The following is an 18,868-nucleotide window of genomic DNA, read 5'->3' as shown; positions in this document are numbered from 1 at the left end:
TGTTTTTTTTGAGAGTTATCGGTTAACGGCTGAGCGAGAAGTATTCTTCGCCCCGAACCCAACGATGAACATTCCGATCAGCAGCGGCGGCATACCCATATGCTTTGCCGAAACCGCACTTCCCTCCACAAACCAGTCTGCACTCCAGACAAGGAGCACAAGCCCCAGCACCACACATATTAGATTTGTTATCACGGAGTTTTTCCTGTTTTCACGGGCAATTCCACTCTGGCAGCCCATTCCGTCCACCCGGCGTCATACCACAGGATTCGATCATATCCGAGAAGGTGCTTCAACACAAAAAAAGTCTGGCTGGCCTGATGGCCGGTTCTGCAATGGACGATCACAAGGGCATGTTTTGATGGAATTATCTTTTCATACGCGGTTTTCAGCTCCTGTACCGGCTTGAATTCAACGGTGTCACCGGCTTTTTGCGTATCCATGTCAAAGGGGCGGTTGACGGCTCCTGGGATATGTCCCGGCCGGGCTTCATCTGATTTTTCGCCGGAATAATAGGCTTCCGGCCTGACATCAAGTATCAAAGCCGTATTGTTTTCAACATGGGAAAGAACGGTTTTGTAATTCACTGAAAACCGGTCTTGGTTTGTATCCGGGTAAACAGAAGCCGCTGTTTCAGGAAGACGGGTGTCCGTTGAAAGTCCTGACGTTTTCCATTGCGGGAAACCTCCCGAGAGCAGTGAATAATCGGCATGTCCGACCCGTTCCAGCGCCATTCCCACAAGGGTTGCATCCTGAACCTTTTCTCCGTAGACCAGAACCACGGTGGTTTCAGGGCGGATTCCCATCAGCGACAGGTGCCCGGCCAGCAGGGGGGAGGGCAGCAGGCAGGAAGGAACCCCCTGGATGTTTCCCCTCATACTTTCAATATTCAAGGCAAACGAACCCGGTATATGGCCGCTGTTGTATTCAGGCTGGCTGCGCAGATCAATGATACGGATACCGGGGTCGTCCAAGCGGCTGGAAAGCCATTGGGTATCAATGATGCCGGGATGCGTCGTCCGGCCTTCGGTTATGGCGGATGCAGAATTATTCATGGATGACGGGGGAAGTGTGGCCAGGAAAAAACGCCGCCACTGGTTGATTTCCGCGGCAATTGATTCCGGGACCGGTTCCGATCTCAATGACACCGGTTTCAGGCATCTGTTGATAAATCCGTCCAGACCGTCGGTCAGGATATAGGCATTTTGGAATCCCATTCTGAATAATGCGTCCCTGGCCTGGGCAGGATGGGTCATTCCATTGGAATACAATACAATCATGCCCAGGTTTTTATAGGGAGCAAGCTGTTCTGTCAGATCTTCTAACGGAATACGACGGGCGGTTTTGATATGAAAGTGTGAAAATTCCGGTTCAGACCTTACATCAACCAGAATAATGTTTTTCTGACCGGATGTAATTCTTCTGGCAAGCTCTTCAGGTTCCATGTGGTCCAGTGCCTTGTCAATATCAGACAAAAGTTTTTGTTCCGAACTGGGCAATACATCTGAAATATCACGGGACAGTCCCGTATCATTTTTGAGTGCAGAAGACGGATCTTGTGACACCAGAAAAACAAAGAATCCTGCAATTAAAAGGATGAAAGAGAACCGTTTTAAAAAATCAGAGTTTAAATATTCGCTTTTTTGAACCGTTTTCTTTTCAATCAGTTCCATACACCAGAAGACCAGGATTCCCGCGAAAACAAAAATAAGGACAAACCACTCCCGGGGCATGCCCAGTGCATCGTAAACAAATGAAATGTGTTGTTTTTCAGCAGCATGGAGTCCCTTAACCAGACCATAGGTTTCATTGAACAGGATGCTGCCGACAAGGGTTCCCCCCAGAAAAACAAAGGCATCCCCTTTTCCTGAAGCCGCACCAACCGCAGCCGTGCCCGGGCACCATCCGCCAATGACAAAGCCGATGCCGAAAATAATGCCGCCCATCACCTGGGCTGTGTACAGGGTGGGATTCAAGTAAACGGCCTGTTCTGAAACAAGGCCGAATCGAAAGCTTAATACGATTCCGATGATGGCAGTTATCATTGCTGTAAACATAACCTTGATGACGGCCATGTCTTTAAAATAAAATACGCCTGAAAGCCGCCGCGAACTTCCAAAACCGGCCTGCTCCAAGGCGATTCCAAACAGGATACCAATCACCACGGACATGAAAAGCGCTTTGCCTGCGTCAAGCTGTCCCAGGCTGAAAAAGGTCTCAATCATCCCATTGCCTCCTCACAAAATAAGCTGCCGCATAACCGCTGGCAAACAGACAGATCAGAAAAATAAAGCTGCCGGTCAACAGCATGGCCCCGCCTGTCAGGGCCTGGCCCGAGGTGCATCCCTGGGCAAGGCGTCCGGCATATCCGACCAGCACTCCACCGGCCAGTGCAAAAGAAATTCTTTTCCAGGAAGGGCAAAGTTTTCCTTTTTCCAGTTGAAAAGCCATTCTTCCTGATCCTGCCGAAGATATCAGTCCGCCGATGATCGTACCGGCAAACATATAGACCAGGTAATAGTTCAGCGGGGATTTTCCCCAGGCACCAAAATAAGCGGAATTTTCAGTATGTACAGGCAGCAGAAGGGCTTCGACGGCTGCTGCTATCCTGGCAATGCCCGACGAGGCTCCCAGTCCTGCGCCGAGGATCAGGAAAGATCCCAACAGGACAAGTCCCAGGCAGGCACCTGCCATGTATGGATTCATTGGTTTTTTTTCAGGTGTTTTCATTATCAGCACCCCGCACTTTTCTTTTTGGGTTTCTCGGGCGTTTGCATTACCGGCGCAGCCGGCTGGGGGGTAGGAGTCATAACAGGGGGCAAGGCCGCAGGAGCAGTCTTTTGTTCCGGGAACACGGGTTTTTCCAGACCCATTTCGTGAAAATAGGATTCGCTCCAATAGGCTTCAAGGCCTCCCCGCAATGCTTTTATTTCGCGTTTGGTTTTCTGGAAAAGCATGCCTGCCGCCATCATGGAAAGGGTTCCGTCCCTGTCCACAATGATCAGTGGGCCTGTGCCCACAAGATAGGCAGGGTTTGACAGAAGATCTGCAAGATCTGCATTAACCGATTGCGGCAGGTGAAAATCACTGAAAAAAGATGCCGGGCGGATGTCCACCAGGTCAAAGGTTCCGGGGAGATCCATGATCAGGCTTTTTAACTCATCCGGCGAAATCCTTCCGGGAAGCTTGATTTCTTTTTTGACGATTGCTTCGGTTACTGCCGGGTTTTTCCCGGTCTCATAACTGAACACAGGGTATCCGGCGTCGATCCAGGCCTGGCTGCCGCCCTTGAGGCTGGTGACTTTTGCAAACCCTTCCCGCTCAAGGATTCCCAGTGCCAGGCTGGACCGGTATGCTGAGTTGCAGACCGCAACGACAGGTTCGGAAGGGTCCAGTTTGGATGACAATTGGGCCAGATGGTTCAGCGGCATGTTGATCACCTGGCCGATTCGCAGTCCCATCCATTCGGTCGGCAGGCGGACATCCACGATTATCGGTGCATTACCGGCTTTCATAGCGTCATAAAGAGCAGCCGGTTCCATCAGATCAACTGTTTTTAACGGCAGTGAGGCTGAAACCCATGCATCAAACAGCATCGCACGGGCCTTATACCCCACTCGGTTCAGCCGGTAGGATGCTTCATCCAGCTCTTCTCGGCTTCCTGTCAGCACAAGAGGGCTGTCCCAGGGCACCATGATGCCGACCCAGGTTTCAAACCGCCCGCGAAGTGCAATATTGATGGAGTTAGGGATATGGCCTTTCGCATAAAGATCGGCATCCCTGATATCGACGACACAGGTATTGGCAGGTTTTGTCAGTTTTATGTCAGGGGTGATGGTTCCGGCCGGGGGTTGCCAGTTGATCAGTTCCGGCCCCTTTTTATTCAAGGCCGCGTTGTGTTTAAAATATTGAGGTGCTTCAGGCAGGCCCTCAAGCACTGCGGCGATAAACTCACTGCGCGAGGAATATTTCAAATAATGATTGGTCTGTCTTTCGCGGCCGATTGTGGAGAACGGATCATCGCTTAAATGTGCGCCGCACAAGGACCCGGCACCGTGAGCAGGGTAGATGGCGACATGGTCGTCGATTTTTGATAATTTCTGCTGCCAGGTGTCAAACGCCATGGATGCCAGCGTTGCAGCGGAAATTGTTCCCCCCATGAGATCGGGCCTGCCGATGCTTCCAACAAAAAGTGTATCCCCGGTAAAAACGGCCTCGGCTTTTTTGCCGTCACGGGTGCTGTACACAATAGATGTTGTGGAGTCCAGAGTATGCCCCGGTGTCTCAAGAACCTCCAGTACAGCATTGCCCACAGTGAAGGTTGAGCCTTCTTTCAACGGGGTGTGAGGATAGCCGGCATCGGCACGGGTACTGATAAAAACCGGGCATCCTGCTATTTTTGCAAGTTCCATATGACCGGCCACAAAATCGGCATGGCTGTGGGTCAGCAGGATGCCCTTGATTTTTGAATTTTCTTTTTGTGTGATTTCCAGGTATTTAAAGATATCCCTTCCGGGATCCACCACCAGGGCATGTTTTTCGCTGATCAGCATATAAGAATAGTGTGACAGGACGGCAAGATTGAACTGGATGATTTTGAAACCGGGATAAGCGTAAGTGTCGACGATATCATAGTCGGCTGCGGCATCGGAATGGGACGCGGATTCGCTGTCTTTTATGTCACCGGCAAAGCTCTGCGTCCCCAAGACGAAAAAAATCGTAAAAAACATAGCAGGCAGTATTGTTTTGATCGCTGCTTTCATAAATTCCTCCTTTTTTTATATGCCCCGTACAGGACTCAGAGTTTATTTGGCGGATTCGGAAGAGGCTGTTGTATGAGTTTTTGATTTAGACAAAAAGTGTATAAGTTTATGATAAAAATTCTATTTAAAATTAATATTATTTTGACGGATCAATGTCAATTAAAAACGCAGGCAGGGTCAACGCATGCAAATATTAGAATGTTCCGATCTTTATCCGGAGCGGCAAATAAAAAAGCACTGAAAGAAAGATCCAAGCTGATCGAAATTTCAAAAAAGGCTAAAGAACAAGGCCTGATGATGCCATGGTGATTTTAAGTTGAGAGGCTGACAGCGAAACGTCCATCCGCTAAAATCTATTTTTTTGCAAAATCGGGTGGAAAAATGTATAAGGATATAATTTTGCTTGTAGCTGTAGGAGCAAGTTTTAACTGATTATATGTTGAGGAAAATGCTAATGAAAAAATGCTTTCTGATACTTGTTTGTTTTTCAATTTTTTTATCGATGAACCCTGTATGCGTTGAAAGCAAACAGATTATCGGCTGGCTTGAGATGATCTTAATATATCCTGGAGCTTTAAAAATTCGTGCAAAAATGGACACCGGTGCGAAAAGCTCTTCAATAAATGCTTTCAATCTGAGAAAGTTTGAACGCGGTCATGAAACATGGGTTAATTTTGAACTGAAGACGAATACAAAAAAGGGGGAAACCAAAAAAATAATTCTTGAGAAAAAAGTACTCCGTTCAGTTAAAATCAAACGCAGGGGCGGAGGTCTGGAAGAACGACTGGTCGTGAGTATTGAAATCTGCTTAGGGAACGTTCATAAGGAGATTGAAGTGAGCCTGAACGATAGGAGTAATTTCAATTATCAGGTTCTGATCGGCAGGACCGACCTGGAAAATGATTTTGTAATTGATCCTTCCGTCACGTTTTCCAGTAAACCGCTTTGTAAAAACCGGCACAACTGAATTAATAATCTTAAAAAGATGGAAAAACAATCCAGATGAAAAAAATTCAATTAATCGTAATTTCGACTTTAATGGTATTTATTGGAACGGGAATATTTATGTATAAATATCATTTCTTGAATTTTCCCCTTAAACCTGACAAGACATCAAATTTATGGAATATTGAAATCAGGCTGTCTTTTGATGCTGATGACAGACCGTTAAAAGCCTCTTTATTTCTACCTGTTGAGTCCGATAATTTTATTATCAATTCAGAGTATTTCGTTTCCGGTAAATACGGTTTAGTGACGGAAAAAAAGAACGGAAACCGAAAAGCAATCTGGTCGATTCGGAATGCAAAGGGAAGGCAGCACCTCTATTACCGCGTTTTTATCCAGAAAACAGGAGGGAAAGGACAAAGCAGTCACAGACAATTAATACCGGCAAAGATCTCGGTCCCTTCTCTTCAAGATCCGTATTTAAGTGCCGCAAAGCGGCTCTGGAATGAAATTTATAAACATTCTGCGGATTTGGATACCATCATCGGGAATTTGTTTAAACGGTTGAACCAACCAGATGCCGATGAAGATGTCGCTTTGCTGCTAGGGGAGAATGCGGCTTCAACAACCGGCAAAATCGAACTCATTGTGCAATTGCTGTCACTTGCAGGGTTTCCGGCCCAATTGGTTCATGGTTTTGATTTAAAGGAAGAAACCATGCAAATTGACATGGTGACCTGGTTGGAGGTTTATTACCAGAAAAAATGGCGAAGCTATGTCCCCGACAGTTCCGAAAGCAATCTTCCGGTCGGTTATATCTCCTGGTGGAGAGGATCTGAGCCATTGTATAAAATCAGAGGCGGGACAGATTCTCAGATTCAAATAGATGCTCAGAAAAATGAGATCGAAGCCGTCCAAAGTGCCACAATGCAAAGCAAGCATATTTCTCCCCGGTTTTTTAAATTTTCCTTATTGAATCTGCCGGTTCAAAACCAGGGGATTTATCGCGTGATACTCCTTATTCCTTTAGGAGCGTTATTAGTGGTGATTTTCAGAAATGTTGTCGGCATCAAAACATTCGGTACTTTCATGCCGGTTCTTATTGCACTGTCATTTAGAGAAACGCAGTTGCTGTGGGGCGCATTCTTGTTTTCTGTTGTTGTCGCTATCGGCCTGAGCATTCGTTTTTACCTTGAAAATTTAAAACTGCTGGTTGTTCCACGATTGTCTGCCGTCCTTATTTCCGTCATCGTTATCATTGCAGGATTAAATATCCTGACGTATAACATGGGACTGTCACTGGGGCTGTCTATTTCCCTTTTTCCCATCGTTATTTTGTCAATGACAATAGAAAGGATGTCCATCATTTGGGATGAAAGAGGTCACGGTGAAGCCTTAAAACAAGGTTTTGGAACCCTTTTTGTTTCTACCATGATTTATTTTGTTGTTAAAAATAACACCATAGAACATATCATGTTTTTTTTTCCGGAACTGCTCTTCATTTTATTTGCTGCGACCCTGTTGCTGGGCCGGTATTCAGGTTTCAGATTGACTGAACTATACCGTTTCAAGGCGTTTATCAAAAAGGAGCAATAATGCTTAAATATTTTAAACGACTTTTACAGCAGGGAATTTTGGGTATCAACAACCGGAATGCAAACTATACGTTAAAATACAATATCAGGAGTAAATACCCGATTGTAGATAATAAACTGAAAACCAAACAGCTTGCCATTGAAGCAGGCATTCCGGTTCCTGATCTTTATTCCGTAATAGAAATCGAGCGGCAGATTCAAGATATCCATGATATTGTAAGTTGTTACCCGGACTTTGTAATCAAACCTGCTTGTGGAAGCGGCGGAGATGGCGTTTTGGTCATAGCCGGACATACCAGGAATATGTACAAAAAGGCAAGCGGCGTTTTAATGCGGGAGGATGAACTCAAATATCATATTTCCTATATATTAAGCGGGTTATACAGTCTTGGAGGGCAATCCGATAATGCCATTATCGAGTATCGTGTAGAATCGGATCCGGTGTTTGAACCCATCAGTTTTTTCGGGGTTCCCGACATCCGTATCATCGTGCTTTTCGGTGTTCCTGTGATGTCGATGATACGCTTGCCAACCCGGATGTCGGATGGAAAAGCCAATCTTCACCAGGGGGCAATTGGTGCCGGAATCGACATCGCAACCGGCATTACGCTTTCGGCCGTATGTAAAAATGAAATAATCATCGAACATCCTGACACGGGGAACTCCGTAACCGGAATTGAAATTCCTTATTGGAAAAAATTATTAACCATTGCGTCTCAGTGTTATGACCTTACCGGACTGGCTTATCAGGGTGTGGATATTGTATTGGACAAAGAAAAAGGTCCCATGATTCTGGAACTCAACGCACGCCCCGGTCTTAATATCCAAATCGCTAATCAATCCGGATTGCTGCCTCGGTTAAAGGCGGTCGAACAACACTATCGCGAATTAAACTCGGTTGAAGATAAAATTCATTTTGCTGTTGATCATTTTGGACAATAGCATGACCTTTGTGCATACATTTATTTGTAAGAAGTTGTGTCTTGACTAGTGTTAATAATATCCTTATAAAAAGGAACAATTACGCTGGATCTTTTTATGCTGCTTATATACAAGTCATTTCACAAGGAGACAAATTCTGTGTCAATCAAAAAAACAAATCGTGTTCTGTTATTTATGATCCTGGCTGTATGCCTTTCGGCATTATCGTGGGCCGAACCAGTCATTCAGGCACCTTCCGAAGATAAAGATTCTCTGATCCAGTTTGAACAGGCGGTTGAAGCCGCAAAAAAAAATCTGGGTGACCTGGAAAAGGAGCTGGCTGAAGAACAACGTCTTATAAAGGAAGAATCAAGCCAGCATCAAATTTACAGGACTCAGATCAATTCTATGAGAAATTTTTTGCTGGTTCCCGAGATCGGTATTGCCGTCATTGAAAAAGGAGTTGAACAGCTGGATATATCCATCTCCTTGATTAAACTCAAAATTCAACGGCTGGTGGAAAAAGAGGCAAAAGCCAAACAGGATCTTTCCGCAGTAAAAGAAAAAACAAATCTAATGGACCAGAGAATTGCAGAGTTCGGTTCTTTTACGGACAAAGACATTATCCGGGAACCTGGAATAAAAGCGCTCAAATCCTACAGGACTATTCTGCAAAAACAAGAAAAACTGATTGTAGATATTGCTGACCTGCGGATTCTTGAAATGAAGAACAGCAGCGAATTGCTCAAATCTTTTGAAGAGATCCGGATAATATTGAAAAAGGAGATCAAAGATAAAAAAGGAATGCTTTTGTTTCAAAGAAATGAAATCGAAGTAAAAACTTTTTTGTCCAAAAATTTTATAAAAGAAATTGTCAATTCAGTTGCAAAAGCCGGTCAATTGTTTTCCAGGGAACGGGTGTCACTGAAATTATCCCAATTAAAGGAACATATCACCATTGGTGGAGTGATGATGATTTGCGGTTTTCTGGTGTTTTGTTTCTTTGTCTTTAAGGGACTTATCTTCTTGAGGCAAAAAGACGGATATAAGAATATTATCAGCAAACGGACGGGGTATCCCCTGCTTGTTCTTGAAAATTCCCTGTTTCTTGTTTTATGGATACTGTTGGCGGTTATATTGTCAAAAACCCAGGTGTATTTGGTTTTTCCCGATTGTATTAAATTTATCAAAACATTTTTAACTGTTATCCTGATAACCCGTCTTGCATCTGATTCCATCCGCCTGATTGTTAAAGAAAAGGCACACTTGCTTTTTAACGCCCTGTATGGATGGCGAAATGCTTTTGTCTGGGGCATCAGATTATATTGTTTTATTTATCTGTTTGTTTATAGATTTTTATCTCCTGATCCCGTTATTTTGTCATCCATCCGGATTTTTTCCGAAGCAATGATGGTTGCCGGAGTATTTTTATTCTGGAATGCATATAAAAAAATGGAGGGCCGGACCAATGGCATGGGGCTCAAGCTGTTGGTAGGATGGTCAAGGATAATTGCACTTGCAGGTCTTTTTGCCGATATTTCAGGATACGGGTATTTTGCATCCTGGTGGTATAAATCCTGGGGTATTTCTATTATGATTATCTGCATCTGTACCCTGCTTGTATATTCCATGAAAGATATTGATCGCAAATTCAAGGATAAATTTGAACCGGTATCCAGAAGTTCTTACGGTATCTCATATCCTTTTTATTGGATTTTTTCCAACGGGCTCTATTTTCTTATCATTGTGGTTGCCCTGGCCGGGCTGATGTTCTCCTGGAGTGTCAGCAATGTTTTTTTTGTGCGGCTTTGGGCTTTGTTTTACCAAAAGTATACCATTGGGAAGATAGAATTGAGCATGGCCGGTTTTGCCTTTGCCTTTGTGGTCATTCTTTTGACCTACCTTTTGACTCTTTCCTGGAAAAAAATAATGACCGCTTATGTGTTAAAAGACAGCGGTTTGTCAACAGGGGCAACAGAGTCTGTGATTACCATTTCAGTGTATGTGATCTGGTCCATAGGCATTCTTGTCAGTTTAAGTGTTTTCGGGCTGAACACCACATCCCTGGCTGTTGTGTTCGGTGCTTTGAGTATCGGGCTTGGATTCGGCCTGCAGAATATTTTCAATAATTTTATCAGCGGCCTGATACTGCTGTTTGAACGCCCCATACAGGTTGGCGATGTGGTTGAGGTGGGCGGTATATGGGGGGAGGTACAAAAAATTAATGTCAGATCAACCCTGGTTCAGACATATACAAATTCTTCACTTATTATTCCTAATTCCGAATTCATAAGTGCCCTTGTTACCAATTGGAGCCATAAAGACCCTTATATAAGACGGGATCTGATGGTAGGAGTGGCATACGGATCGGATACCAACCTGGTGAAAAAATTATTGCTGCAGGCTGCCGGATCGGTTTCAGAGGTCTATAATTATCCGCATCCACCCAAGGTTCAATTCATCAATTTCGGAGACAGTTCCCTTGATTTTCGATTACGATTCTGGTCGGATATAGATAAATTTATTGATGCTGAAAGCAACCTGAGATTTGAAATCGACGGGCTTTTCAAAGAGCATCATGTGGTGATACCTTTTCCCCAGAGAGATCTTCATATTTTAAGCGGCCTGCCGTCCGGCAACAAAGAGATCATTGAAGATAACTGATGCCAAAATAAAAGAGTGAGTCTTTAAAAAAAAATCTTCCTAAGTTTCTGTGAGGTCATTATTTGTTACAATTAAAGAAAAATTTTGTTGTTTTGTCCGGCATAATTTTTATGTTCGGTTTTATTTTGATTTTTGGCGGGCTCTTTTACCTGGAAACAGATTCAGGACAGGCAAAGATTATGCATATGATCAATGCAGAGATCAGGGGAGAAATGTCCTGGAAACGAGTACATTTGTCTCCTTTTTCCGGGATTGTCGAGATTGTGGGCTTTGAGCTGAAAGGGCCGGATAAAAAACAATTGGTTCGGTGTGAACGGCTGGCCATTAATATTGAATGGTTAAGACTTTTTAAAGAAGAGATTTGCTTGTCTTCGATTCTGCTTGAATCTCCAGGTGTGAATATTCAGACAGATCATAACGGTTCACTCACAATTGTTACTGCTGTTCAACCTTTGCATGCAAAACCGGAAAAACCTGAAAAATCACCTGGTTTGTTTCCTTTTAATATTAAAGTTGATACCTTTGTTTTAACTGATGGCCAAGGTCTGTTCTGCATTAATGATGAAAAAATGTCCGGTTCAGTTTCAGGTTTCAAACTTTTGATAAAAAACTTTGATTTAAAAGCGAAAAAAGCTGTTTTAAACGCCGGAGCAGACGGCGGATCATTTCCGGGTGTGGCAGACTCTGTTGATCTGAAAGAGTTTAACACCCATGCGGTTTTTAATGACGGCTCTCTGGATATTTTATCCTTTGACCTGGTTGCCGGTGGCATCAAGATGGGGGGGCAAGGATCAATCAAGGATTTGTTTCACACCCCTGTGTCGGACTTTTTTTTTGATGTGCAAGCTGAGCTTGAAGACGTATCAAAACTTTTCCAGTATGAACCCGGATGCTCCGGCGAGATAGTTTCCCATATAAACTTGACGGGCAGGGGAGTTGATCCTGAAAAACTAACTGCAAATATTGTTCTTGACTTGAACCTGAAACAATTCAGCATAAACGGACTTGATTCACCAATTGACGCTGAATTTAAGGCCGGGGTGGGAATTGAAAATCAAAAGCTGCTTGTCCGTTCTTTTAATGCGGTTACAAAAGGAATATATCTTTCCGGGGAAGGTGAGTTTGAACCAGGGTCGGGAAATATCGCTGGAAAATTGGATCTTATGCTGTCTGATCTTGGTTTAACACCGGGATTGATTCAGATGAAAGGGACCGGGAGTGTCAATCTTTCAGGTCAAGTGACAGGAGCTTACACTTCCCCTGAAGTTAAACTGGAACTGACATCAGACAATCTGGGGTTTGGCGATATTTTTTTGGGAAATTTAGACGTGACTGCTTCCATGGATAGTCATGGACGGGTTTTTATTGATCAATTGTCTTTGGAAAATCAGGGCTCCAAAATAGGTGCAAACGGCTGGATTGACCTGTTGAAGAGTGATTTAAAAGATTTTTCCCTGGTGGACAAGCCCCGATTTTTGGTTTCTCTTGCAGGAGAATCCATGTTTCTGGGTGATTTTATGGACGGAACAGAAGGGCGGCTGTCGGTGAACGGGAGTGTCAACGGCACTCTTGACGCGCTGTCTGGAAACATAAACATGGAGGGCGAAAAACTTGACTTGAACGGTCGGAAAATTGACGGTTTTGTTCTGAAAACAGTTCTGGAAGGACAAGAAATCAATATCAAAGATCTGGATATCCGGGTGACGCCAACAGCCGTATTCAAGAGTCAGGGCAGGGCGGTTTTCGCAGACAACCGGCTTGAGCTTGGGTTGTTTGCACAAGACTTTCCTTTGACACGGCTTAAAGGTGAATATGATTTTGATGATCATACGTTTTCAGCATCTATTGATATGGCGGAACTTTTTGACCTGTCTCCTTATTTGCATGCAGCAGGGCAACCGGAATTTTCAGGCTCGGTAAGGGAGTGTTTCATTCGGTCAAGTGGCAGTCTTGATGATCTTCAGGGAGTTCAGGTCACAGCAGATCTTACAAATTTAACCGTGGGTTTCAAAGAAAATCAAATTGCTCATATCCCCGGTGTGAACCTGGTACTTGAAAACGGCAGGTTCACTCTTCCTGAAACAAGGATCACCTTTTTGGAACAAGGGGAAGTCAAAATAGAGGGAGCAGGTTCCCTTAAATCGGATATTGATCTTGAACTCAAGGGGATGTTGCCTTTTCAAGTGATCCGTCCTTTTTTTGAAGAAATAAGCAATGTGTCGGGAAATATTATATTGTCTGCTTCACTCAAGGGAACAGTTGCCGAACCCGTCTTTAATGCCGATGTGAAACTGGAGAGGCTGGGCTTGTCATTATCCGGTATGGAACAAAAATTACAGAACATTGACGGTGTTATCAGCATCACGCCGGATTTGATTGAAACAAACAGGATCAGCGGAAAACTGGATGAAGGGACATTTGATATTGCAGGAAATGTTGGTTTGAGCAATTTAAAGCCTGACACATACAATCTGAAATTTAACAGCCACAATTTGTCCCTGGATTTTCCGGATCTGATGGACATTACCATGAACACCAGCCTTTCTTTGGCCGGAAATACGGACAAGTCAGATCTTAAAGGAGAAATTGTGCTGCTTGAGGGCCGGTATTATAAAAATATTGAGCTTGATCTTGTGGACGCTGTTAAAAAGACAAGAACGGTGAAACCTGTCCCGGAAAAACAAGCTGTCGCTTTTTTGGACAACATTGGCCTGGACATTGATATATCCCAGCGCGAACCGTTTTTGGTTGATAATAATCTGGCACTGTTGAGCATGTATTCCGATTTGACAGTTTCAGGCACAGCAGCCCATCCTCTTGTCGGCGGTCAGGTACGGGTTGAGTCTGGTATTCTTAAATTTAAAGAAAAAGAATTTGAAGTTAAAAAAGGGGTTGTTGATTTTATCAATCCTTACAAAACAGAGCCTGTCATTGATATCCAGGGGGAGATGGAGATACGTCACTGGACTGTCTTTTTGACGGTTTCAGGCACGCCGGACAATCTTGATTTTAAGTTCAGCTCAATTCCTGAAGAACAGCATGCAGACATCATTTCCCTGCTGGCTTTCGGCAAAACAACCCGTGAATTGCGGCAGGGCGAAAGCGACTCCAGCTTTTCACCCGAAGATATTCTGGCAGGATTTGTTGCACAGACACTTCAGCAAAATATCAAGGAAGCTTCGGGAATGGATTATCTGGAAATCAAGCCGGATGATGTTGAAGGAAGCCGTGGCATCAATATTGTTGTGGGCAAGGAACTTTCCCGCCGCATGATGCTTAAATACGGAATGGATGTCCGAGACGGTGAAACCGTTCAGCGGGTAATCATGGACTATAAATTTCTGGAAAATCTTTTGATGAGCGGATTTCAGGATAATGGAGGTGATTTTGGGGCTGAACTCAAATATCGCATTGAATTTAGATAGCCTTGCTTTAAAAATAAGTTTTGTATTGATGCTTATGGTGTGTATGACGCAAAACAGCTTGGCTCAGACAAAAGAAAGCTTGGATTTGCCCGGGACTGTCTCCAAAATAGATGTTCGGGTCAAAGATATTCTTGTTAAAGGTGCCTTTCCGGTTTTTAAAAAAGAAGTGCTTCAGGTCATGACAATTTCTCCTGGTGATGAATTTTCACAAGAGGTTCTGGATCAACAAAGCTCCAGAGTTGTCGTATTGTTTAAAAACCATGGGTTTATTGATCCAAAGGTGAAGGTGATCGCTAAAAAAGATCTTCAAGATGGTCATTATATTGTATCCGTATATATTGAAAAGGGGGATTTTTACAGGGTTGAAAGGGTCATGGTTCATGGCAATCACAGTTTTTCCGGTATCCGGTTGAAGTTGAGGACAAAAACATGGCAATCATCTGTTTTGCTGGGCAGTGCGACCCGTTTTATTGAAAAAGAGTTTAATGCTGATGTGAAAAATTTGATCCGGTTCTATCGTGAAAAGGGGTTTGCCGATGTGACGGTGTCAGGCAGGATTCAAAAAAATGATCAGTCAAAGACCGTGGATCTTAAGTTTGATATAAACGAAGGCCCGGTTTATAAAATCAGGTTTGATGGAAACCGTCAATTTTGGGATCATACCCTTAAACAAGAGATGACCCTTTTCAAAGACGGGAATAAGAATAATTTTGCCGTAAAAAAAAGTATTCGCAATATTAAAAAAAAATATTCGCAAAGCGGTTTTCCTGATGCTGGAATAAAAACAAAAATCACTGAAAGAAAAAAAGACAAAAAAATATTCCGGGATGTGACCTTTCAAACGGATGAGGGCGACCAATACATTGTTTCAAGCATCAGCATAAAAGGAAACCATGGGGTTGATGAAAAAAGTATTAAACAACAGATTCTTACCAAGCCTTCCGGGTTTTTGACGGATGGCGGCTATGCCCCTGAAGTCTTAGAGGCGGATATTAATGCCATCCGTGTGTTGTATCTAAGACAAGGATATACCCGTGCCCGGATCCAGAAAACATTGAAAATCAATGATCATTTGTCTCAGAAAGATAAAAAAATAAAATCTTTGGCAATAGAGCTTGTTATTGACGAAGGTCCGAGGACAAGAGTCGGAACAGTTCGTTTTCAGGGGCTTTCAATTCTCAAGCCTGAAGCGGCAATGCAGTTGCTCTCGCTCAAGCCGCGCAAGGTGTATCGCAACTATATGATTGAAAACGATGAAAATGTTTTGAAAAAAAGAATTTCCGAGATGGGGTATCCCCATATCCGGGTCAAGGCAACTGTGGTTTTTAATGAGGATCTTTCTTTGGCTGATCTTTCTTATGATGTGGATGAAGGACCTTTTGTAACCATTGGGCAGATTTTTTATACAGGCAATTTCAGAACAAAAAAAGAAATTCTCAACAAAGAGATGACCTTATCACAAGGAGACCCGCTTTCTTTGAAAAAACTTTTTGAGAGCAGGCAGAACATGCTGGACATGAACGCCTTGAACTCAGTGAAGTTCAATACACTTGGCCTGAAAGAAAAACTGGATCAAGTGAATCTTGCTATAGCGGTGGAAGAGAAAGTCCCCAAGTTTGTTGAATTTGCAACAGGCTATGACACGCAACGGCATTTTTATGTCAATACCACTATAGGGGATCATAATTTTCTGGGCAGAAATCTTGCGGTTGAAACAGATGCTGAATTAAGCCAGATCGGCCATGAAGTCAATGTTTCACTGACAGAACCACGGCTTTTTTCTTCCAGGATATCTTCCACCACAAAGATTGCTGCTCAGAAGCGCGAAGAATTTAATACTGATTTTGGCATACAAAGCTATAGCCTTTCCCAGATTTTTTACAGGCAGTTTCTTGAGAAAAAACTGACGGCCAATGTTGGATTTCAGTATGATTTTCGTGAACAATACCCGACACAATCACCTTCTGTGTCTGAAACTGAAACAGACAACCGGGAATATGATTCCAGGCATATCTTTGAGATAAGCCCCTCAATGACCTACCGTACCACTGACTCTTATGTTCGCCCCCGGAAAGGAGTTTTTTCAGCCGTGTACATGGATATCTCAAAGGGGATTGAAAACAACCTGGATGATTATATTAAATACCGCCTGGATGCCCGTTATTATTATACAGTGTTTGAGCCTCTGACCCTTGCCGTCAGGGGCTGGTACGGATATATCCAGACTTATGGGGAAAATAAGACCGTGCCTGAAGACCAACTTTTTTTCCTGGGCGGCACCACTACGGTAAGGGGGTTTGATGAAAATTTGCTGCTCTTTGACAACACCGGCACTGCCGTGGGTGGGCGCGAAGCCTTCCTGGGAAGTATTGAGGCAAGGTATGACCTGGGATTGAAGTTTGAAGTGACACTGTTTTATGATGTGGGGCGGGTGCAAAAAACTTTTGACAGCGTTGATTCAGATGATTTTCGTTTATCTGCCGGAGTGGGGCTTCGGTACATGACACCCATTGGGCCGGTAGGGCTTGTATACGGATGGAAAATCAATCCCCTGCCTGGTGAGAGCAGCGGCTGTCTTCACTTTTCCATGGGGTATACATTTTAAAAGGCCTGTTTTTCAGCATACCGGGAAAGATTATGCAAAAATTCTCGGTATCCAAAATTATGATGATCCTGCAACAAAATTCAGCTACCATAAGCAAATCTAAATTGAAAAAATAAATTTTCCCTCTTGACATAGTGTTATTCATACACTATTCATAGTGTATGAATAACACTTATATTGAGGGGGGGTTGAATGACATTTGTCTATAAATATGCAAGACCGGCTCTTACAGCAGATTGTGTGGTTTTTGGTCTGGACAATGAAGATCTTAAAGTTTTGCTGATTCAAAGGGATCTGTATCCATTTGCCGGGGAATGGGCACTTCCCGGAGGATTTGTTACGGTTGGAGAGTCTGTTGAAAATACTGCTCGCCGAGAACTTGCCGAGGAAACAGGACTGCACGATATTTTTCTTGAGCAATTGTATACATTTTCAGATCCTGATCGTGATCCCCGTGAACATGTGATAACAGTGGCCTATTTCGCACTGGTTAACCTTGTTGAACACCAGATCCATGCTGATACAGATGCAAGAAATGCCGCCTGGTTTGAAATCAGCGATATCCCCAGGCTTGCATTTGATCATGAGAAAATTTTAAATACCGCCTATGAAAGGTTACAGGGAAAAATCAGATATCAACCAATCGGCTTTGAATTATTGCCCAAAAAATTTACTTTAAGGCAATTGCAGCACTTGTACGAAAAAATACTGGATCGAAAACTTGACAAGCGAAATTTTAGAAAAAAAATCCTGAAAATGGGAATCCTCAAAGAGCTTGATGAGATTGAAAAGGATGTTTCACACAGGGCGGCCAGATTATACCGGTTCAATAAAAAAAAATATGACACATTAAAAGACCAGGGATTTAACTTTGAAATTTAAAAGGAGGTTCTTATGTTTGGCATCAAATATATCAAAGCCCAGCCCAACACGTATTTTCTACAATACAAAAAAGGGAAAATCATCAGAGAAGGGACAGGTATTTCGTTTTTTTATTTTGCACCGGTATCTTCCCTGGTTTCTATCCCTATGGCAAGTATGGATCTGTCTTTTATTTTCAACGAAGTCACCTCAGACTTTCAGGATCTTTGTATTCAGGGTGATGTCACCTACAGGATCAGTGAACCCAGGAAACTGGCTCAATTGCTCAACTTCAGCCTGACCCCTGACACCAAAAGCTATATGAGTGAAGACCCGGAAAAATTATCAAAAAAAATCATCAATCAAATTCAGGTATTAACACGTTCTCTCATACAGCTTTTGCCTCTGAAAAAGGCACTTCAGGCATCTGAAGAGCTTGTGGATTCTGTTAATAAGGGACTTGTTCAATCTGATATTATCAGGCAGCTTGGGGTTGAAATCCTTTCTGTATCCATTTTATCTATCCGGCCCAATCCGGAAACGTCAAAAGCATTGGAAGCAGATGCCAGAGAAAAACTGCTTCTTGCAGCAGATGAGGCCATATATCATCGCAGAAATGCTTCAGTAGAGCAGGAAAGAGCAATCAGGGAGAATGAGTTGAATACCGAAATTGCCGTTGAAAATAAAAAATGCCGGATCAGAGAAGCAAAGATCGATGCTGACCGGGCAGTTCAAGAAAAAAGGCTGTTGATGAAACAAGATGATATCAAGAGTAAAATTACCCTTGAAGAAAAAAATCAAGAACTGGTATGTCTTTGCGTAAAAAACAGAAAAAAGGAAGCTGATGCACAGGCTTACGGACTGGACGCTGTCATGAAAGTATGTCGACAAATGGATCCTGAAATGATTCAGGCTCTTGCGAATATCAGAATGGACCCGGCTCAATTGATCGCATCTGCGTTTCAAAATCTGGCAAAGAATGCAGAAAAGATTGGCAATTTGAATATTGCTCCGGAACTTCTGTCAGAGCTGATCACCCCCAGAACGGCACAAAACGGTTAAGTAAGCGAATCATCCGGTCAGGGCCCA

The 18,868-nt window shown here is 43.4% G+C and carries 13 protein-coding genes; 9 read left to right on the top strand and 4 right to left on the bottom strand.

Features of this window, described 5'->3' with window-relative positions; translation table 11 throughout:
* Positions 1–15: 15 nt before the first annotated feature.
* From TOL2_RS25890 to TOL2_RS13700, 4 genes are read right to left on the bottom strand one after another with little or no spacing between them, the layout of a single operon-like run.
* Positions 16–240: a hypothetical protein gene (locus tag TOL2_RS25890; RefSeq protein ID WP_332370612.1), complete on the bottom strand. Its 225-nt coding sequence runs from the start codon at positions 238–240 to the stop codon at positions 16–18.
* Positions 192–2,225: a DUF6691 family protein gene (locus TOL2_RS13710; RefSeq protein WP_148278116.1), complete on the bottom strand. Its 2,034-nt coding sequence runs from the start codon at positions 2,223–2,225 to the stop codon at positions 192–194. Before TOL2_RS13710 ends, TOL2_RS25890 begins: the two co-directional genes overlap by 49 nt.
* Positions 2,218–2,730 (bottom strand): YeeE/YedE thiosulfate transporter family protein, encoded by a 513-nt coding sequence (locus TOL2_RS13705; protein ID WP_014958021.1) that lies wholly within the window; start codon positions 2,728–2,730, stop codon positions 2,218–2,220. The genes TOL2_RS13710 and TOL2_RS13705 overlap by 8 nt, the downstream gene beginning before the upstream one ends.
* A gap of 2 nt (positions 2,731–2,732) precedes the next feature.
* Positions 2,733–4,763, bottom strand: coding sequence for an MBL fold metallo-hydrolase (locus TOL2_RS13700; protein WP_198408334.1), 2,031 nt, complete (start codon positions 4,761–4,763; stop codon positions 2,733–2,735).
* Between the two features lie 108 nt (positions 4,764–4,871).
* On the opposite strand from TOL2_RS13700, the gene TOL2_RS13695 reads away from it, so the two are divergent.
* From TOL2_RS13695 to TOL2_RS13655, 9 genes are all read left to right on the top strand, one after another.
* Entirely contained in the window at positions 4,872–5,072 is a 201-nt protein-coding gene (locus tag TOL2_RS13695; protein WP_014958019.1) for a hypothetical protein, read from the top strand.
* Between the two features lie 145 nt (positions 5,073–5,217).
* Complete coding sequence (locus TOL2_RS13690; RefSeq protein WP_014958018.1) at positions 5,218–5,730, top strand: ATP-dependent zinc protease family protein; 513 nt, start codon at positions 5,218–5,220, stop codon at positions 5,728–5,730.
* 98 nt (positions 5,731–5,828) lie between these two features.
* A complete protein-coding gene (locus TOL2_RS13685; protein WP_158406119.1) occupies positions 5,829–7,304 on the top strand; it encodes an inactive transglutaminase family protein in 1,476 nt (491 codons plus the stop codon).
* Positions 7,304–8,245, top strand: coding sequence for an alpha-L-glutamate ligase-like protein (locus TOL2_RS13680; protein ID WP_014958016.1), 942 nt, complete (start codon positions 7,304–7,306; stop codon positions 8,243–8,245). The genes TOL2_RS13685 and TOL2_RS13680 overlap by 1 nt, the downstream gene beginning before the upstream one ends.
* Positions 8,246–8,383: 138 nt before the next feature.
* Positions 8,384–10,888, top strand: a complete 2,505-nt coding sequence (locus TOL2_RS25525; protein ID WP_014958015.1) for a mechanosensitive ion channel domain-containing protein — start codon at positions 8,384–8,386, stop codon at positions 10,886–10,888.
* Between the two features lie 110 nt (positions 10,889–10,998).
* Positions 10,999–14,313, top strand: a complete 3,315-nt coding sequence (locus tag TOL2_RS13670) for a translocation/assembly module TamB domain-containing protein (protein WP_148278115.1) — start codon at positions 10,999–11,001, stop codon at positions 14,311–14,313.
* On the top strand, positions 14,276–16,918 hold the full coding sequence (gene bamA / locus TOL2_RS13665) for an outer membrane protein assembly factor BamA (protein ID WP_158406118.1): 2,643 nt from the start codon (positions 14,276–14,278) through the stop codon (positions 16,916–16,918). Before TOL2_RS13670 ends, bamA begins: the two co-directional genes overlap by 38 nt.
* 192 nt (positions 16,919–17,110) lie before the next feature.
* On the top strand, positions 17,111–17,800 hold the full coding sequence (locus tag TOL2_RS13660) for an NUDIX hydrolase (protein WP_014958012.1): 690 nt from the start codon (positions 17,111–17,113) through the stop codon (positions 17,798–17,800).
* Between the two features lie 12 nt (positions 17,801–17,812).
* Positions 17,813–18,841 carry an SPFH domain-containing protein gene (locus tag TOL2_RS13655; RefSeq protein ID WP_014958011.1) on the top strand — a complete coding sequence of 343 codons (1,029 nt, stop codon included), beginning with the start codon at positions 17,813–17,815 and terminating at the stop codon, positions 18,839–18,841.
* The last annotated feature ends 27 nt before the right edge of the window (positions 18,842–18,868 follow it).

This window comes from Desulfobacula toluolica Tol2 (assembly GCF_000307105.1).
Classification (GTDB): Bacteria; Desulfobacterota; Desulfobacteria; order Desulfobacterales; family Desulfobacteraceae; genus Desulfobacula; species Desulfobacula toluolica.
Note: the sequence above shows the minus strand (reverse complement) of the source record. Positions and strands in the feature narration are given on the sequence as shown.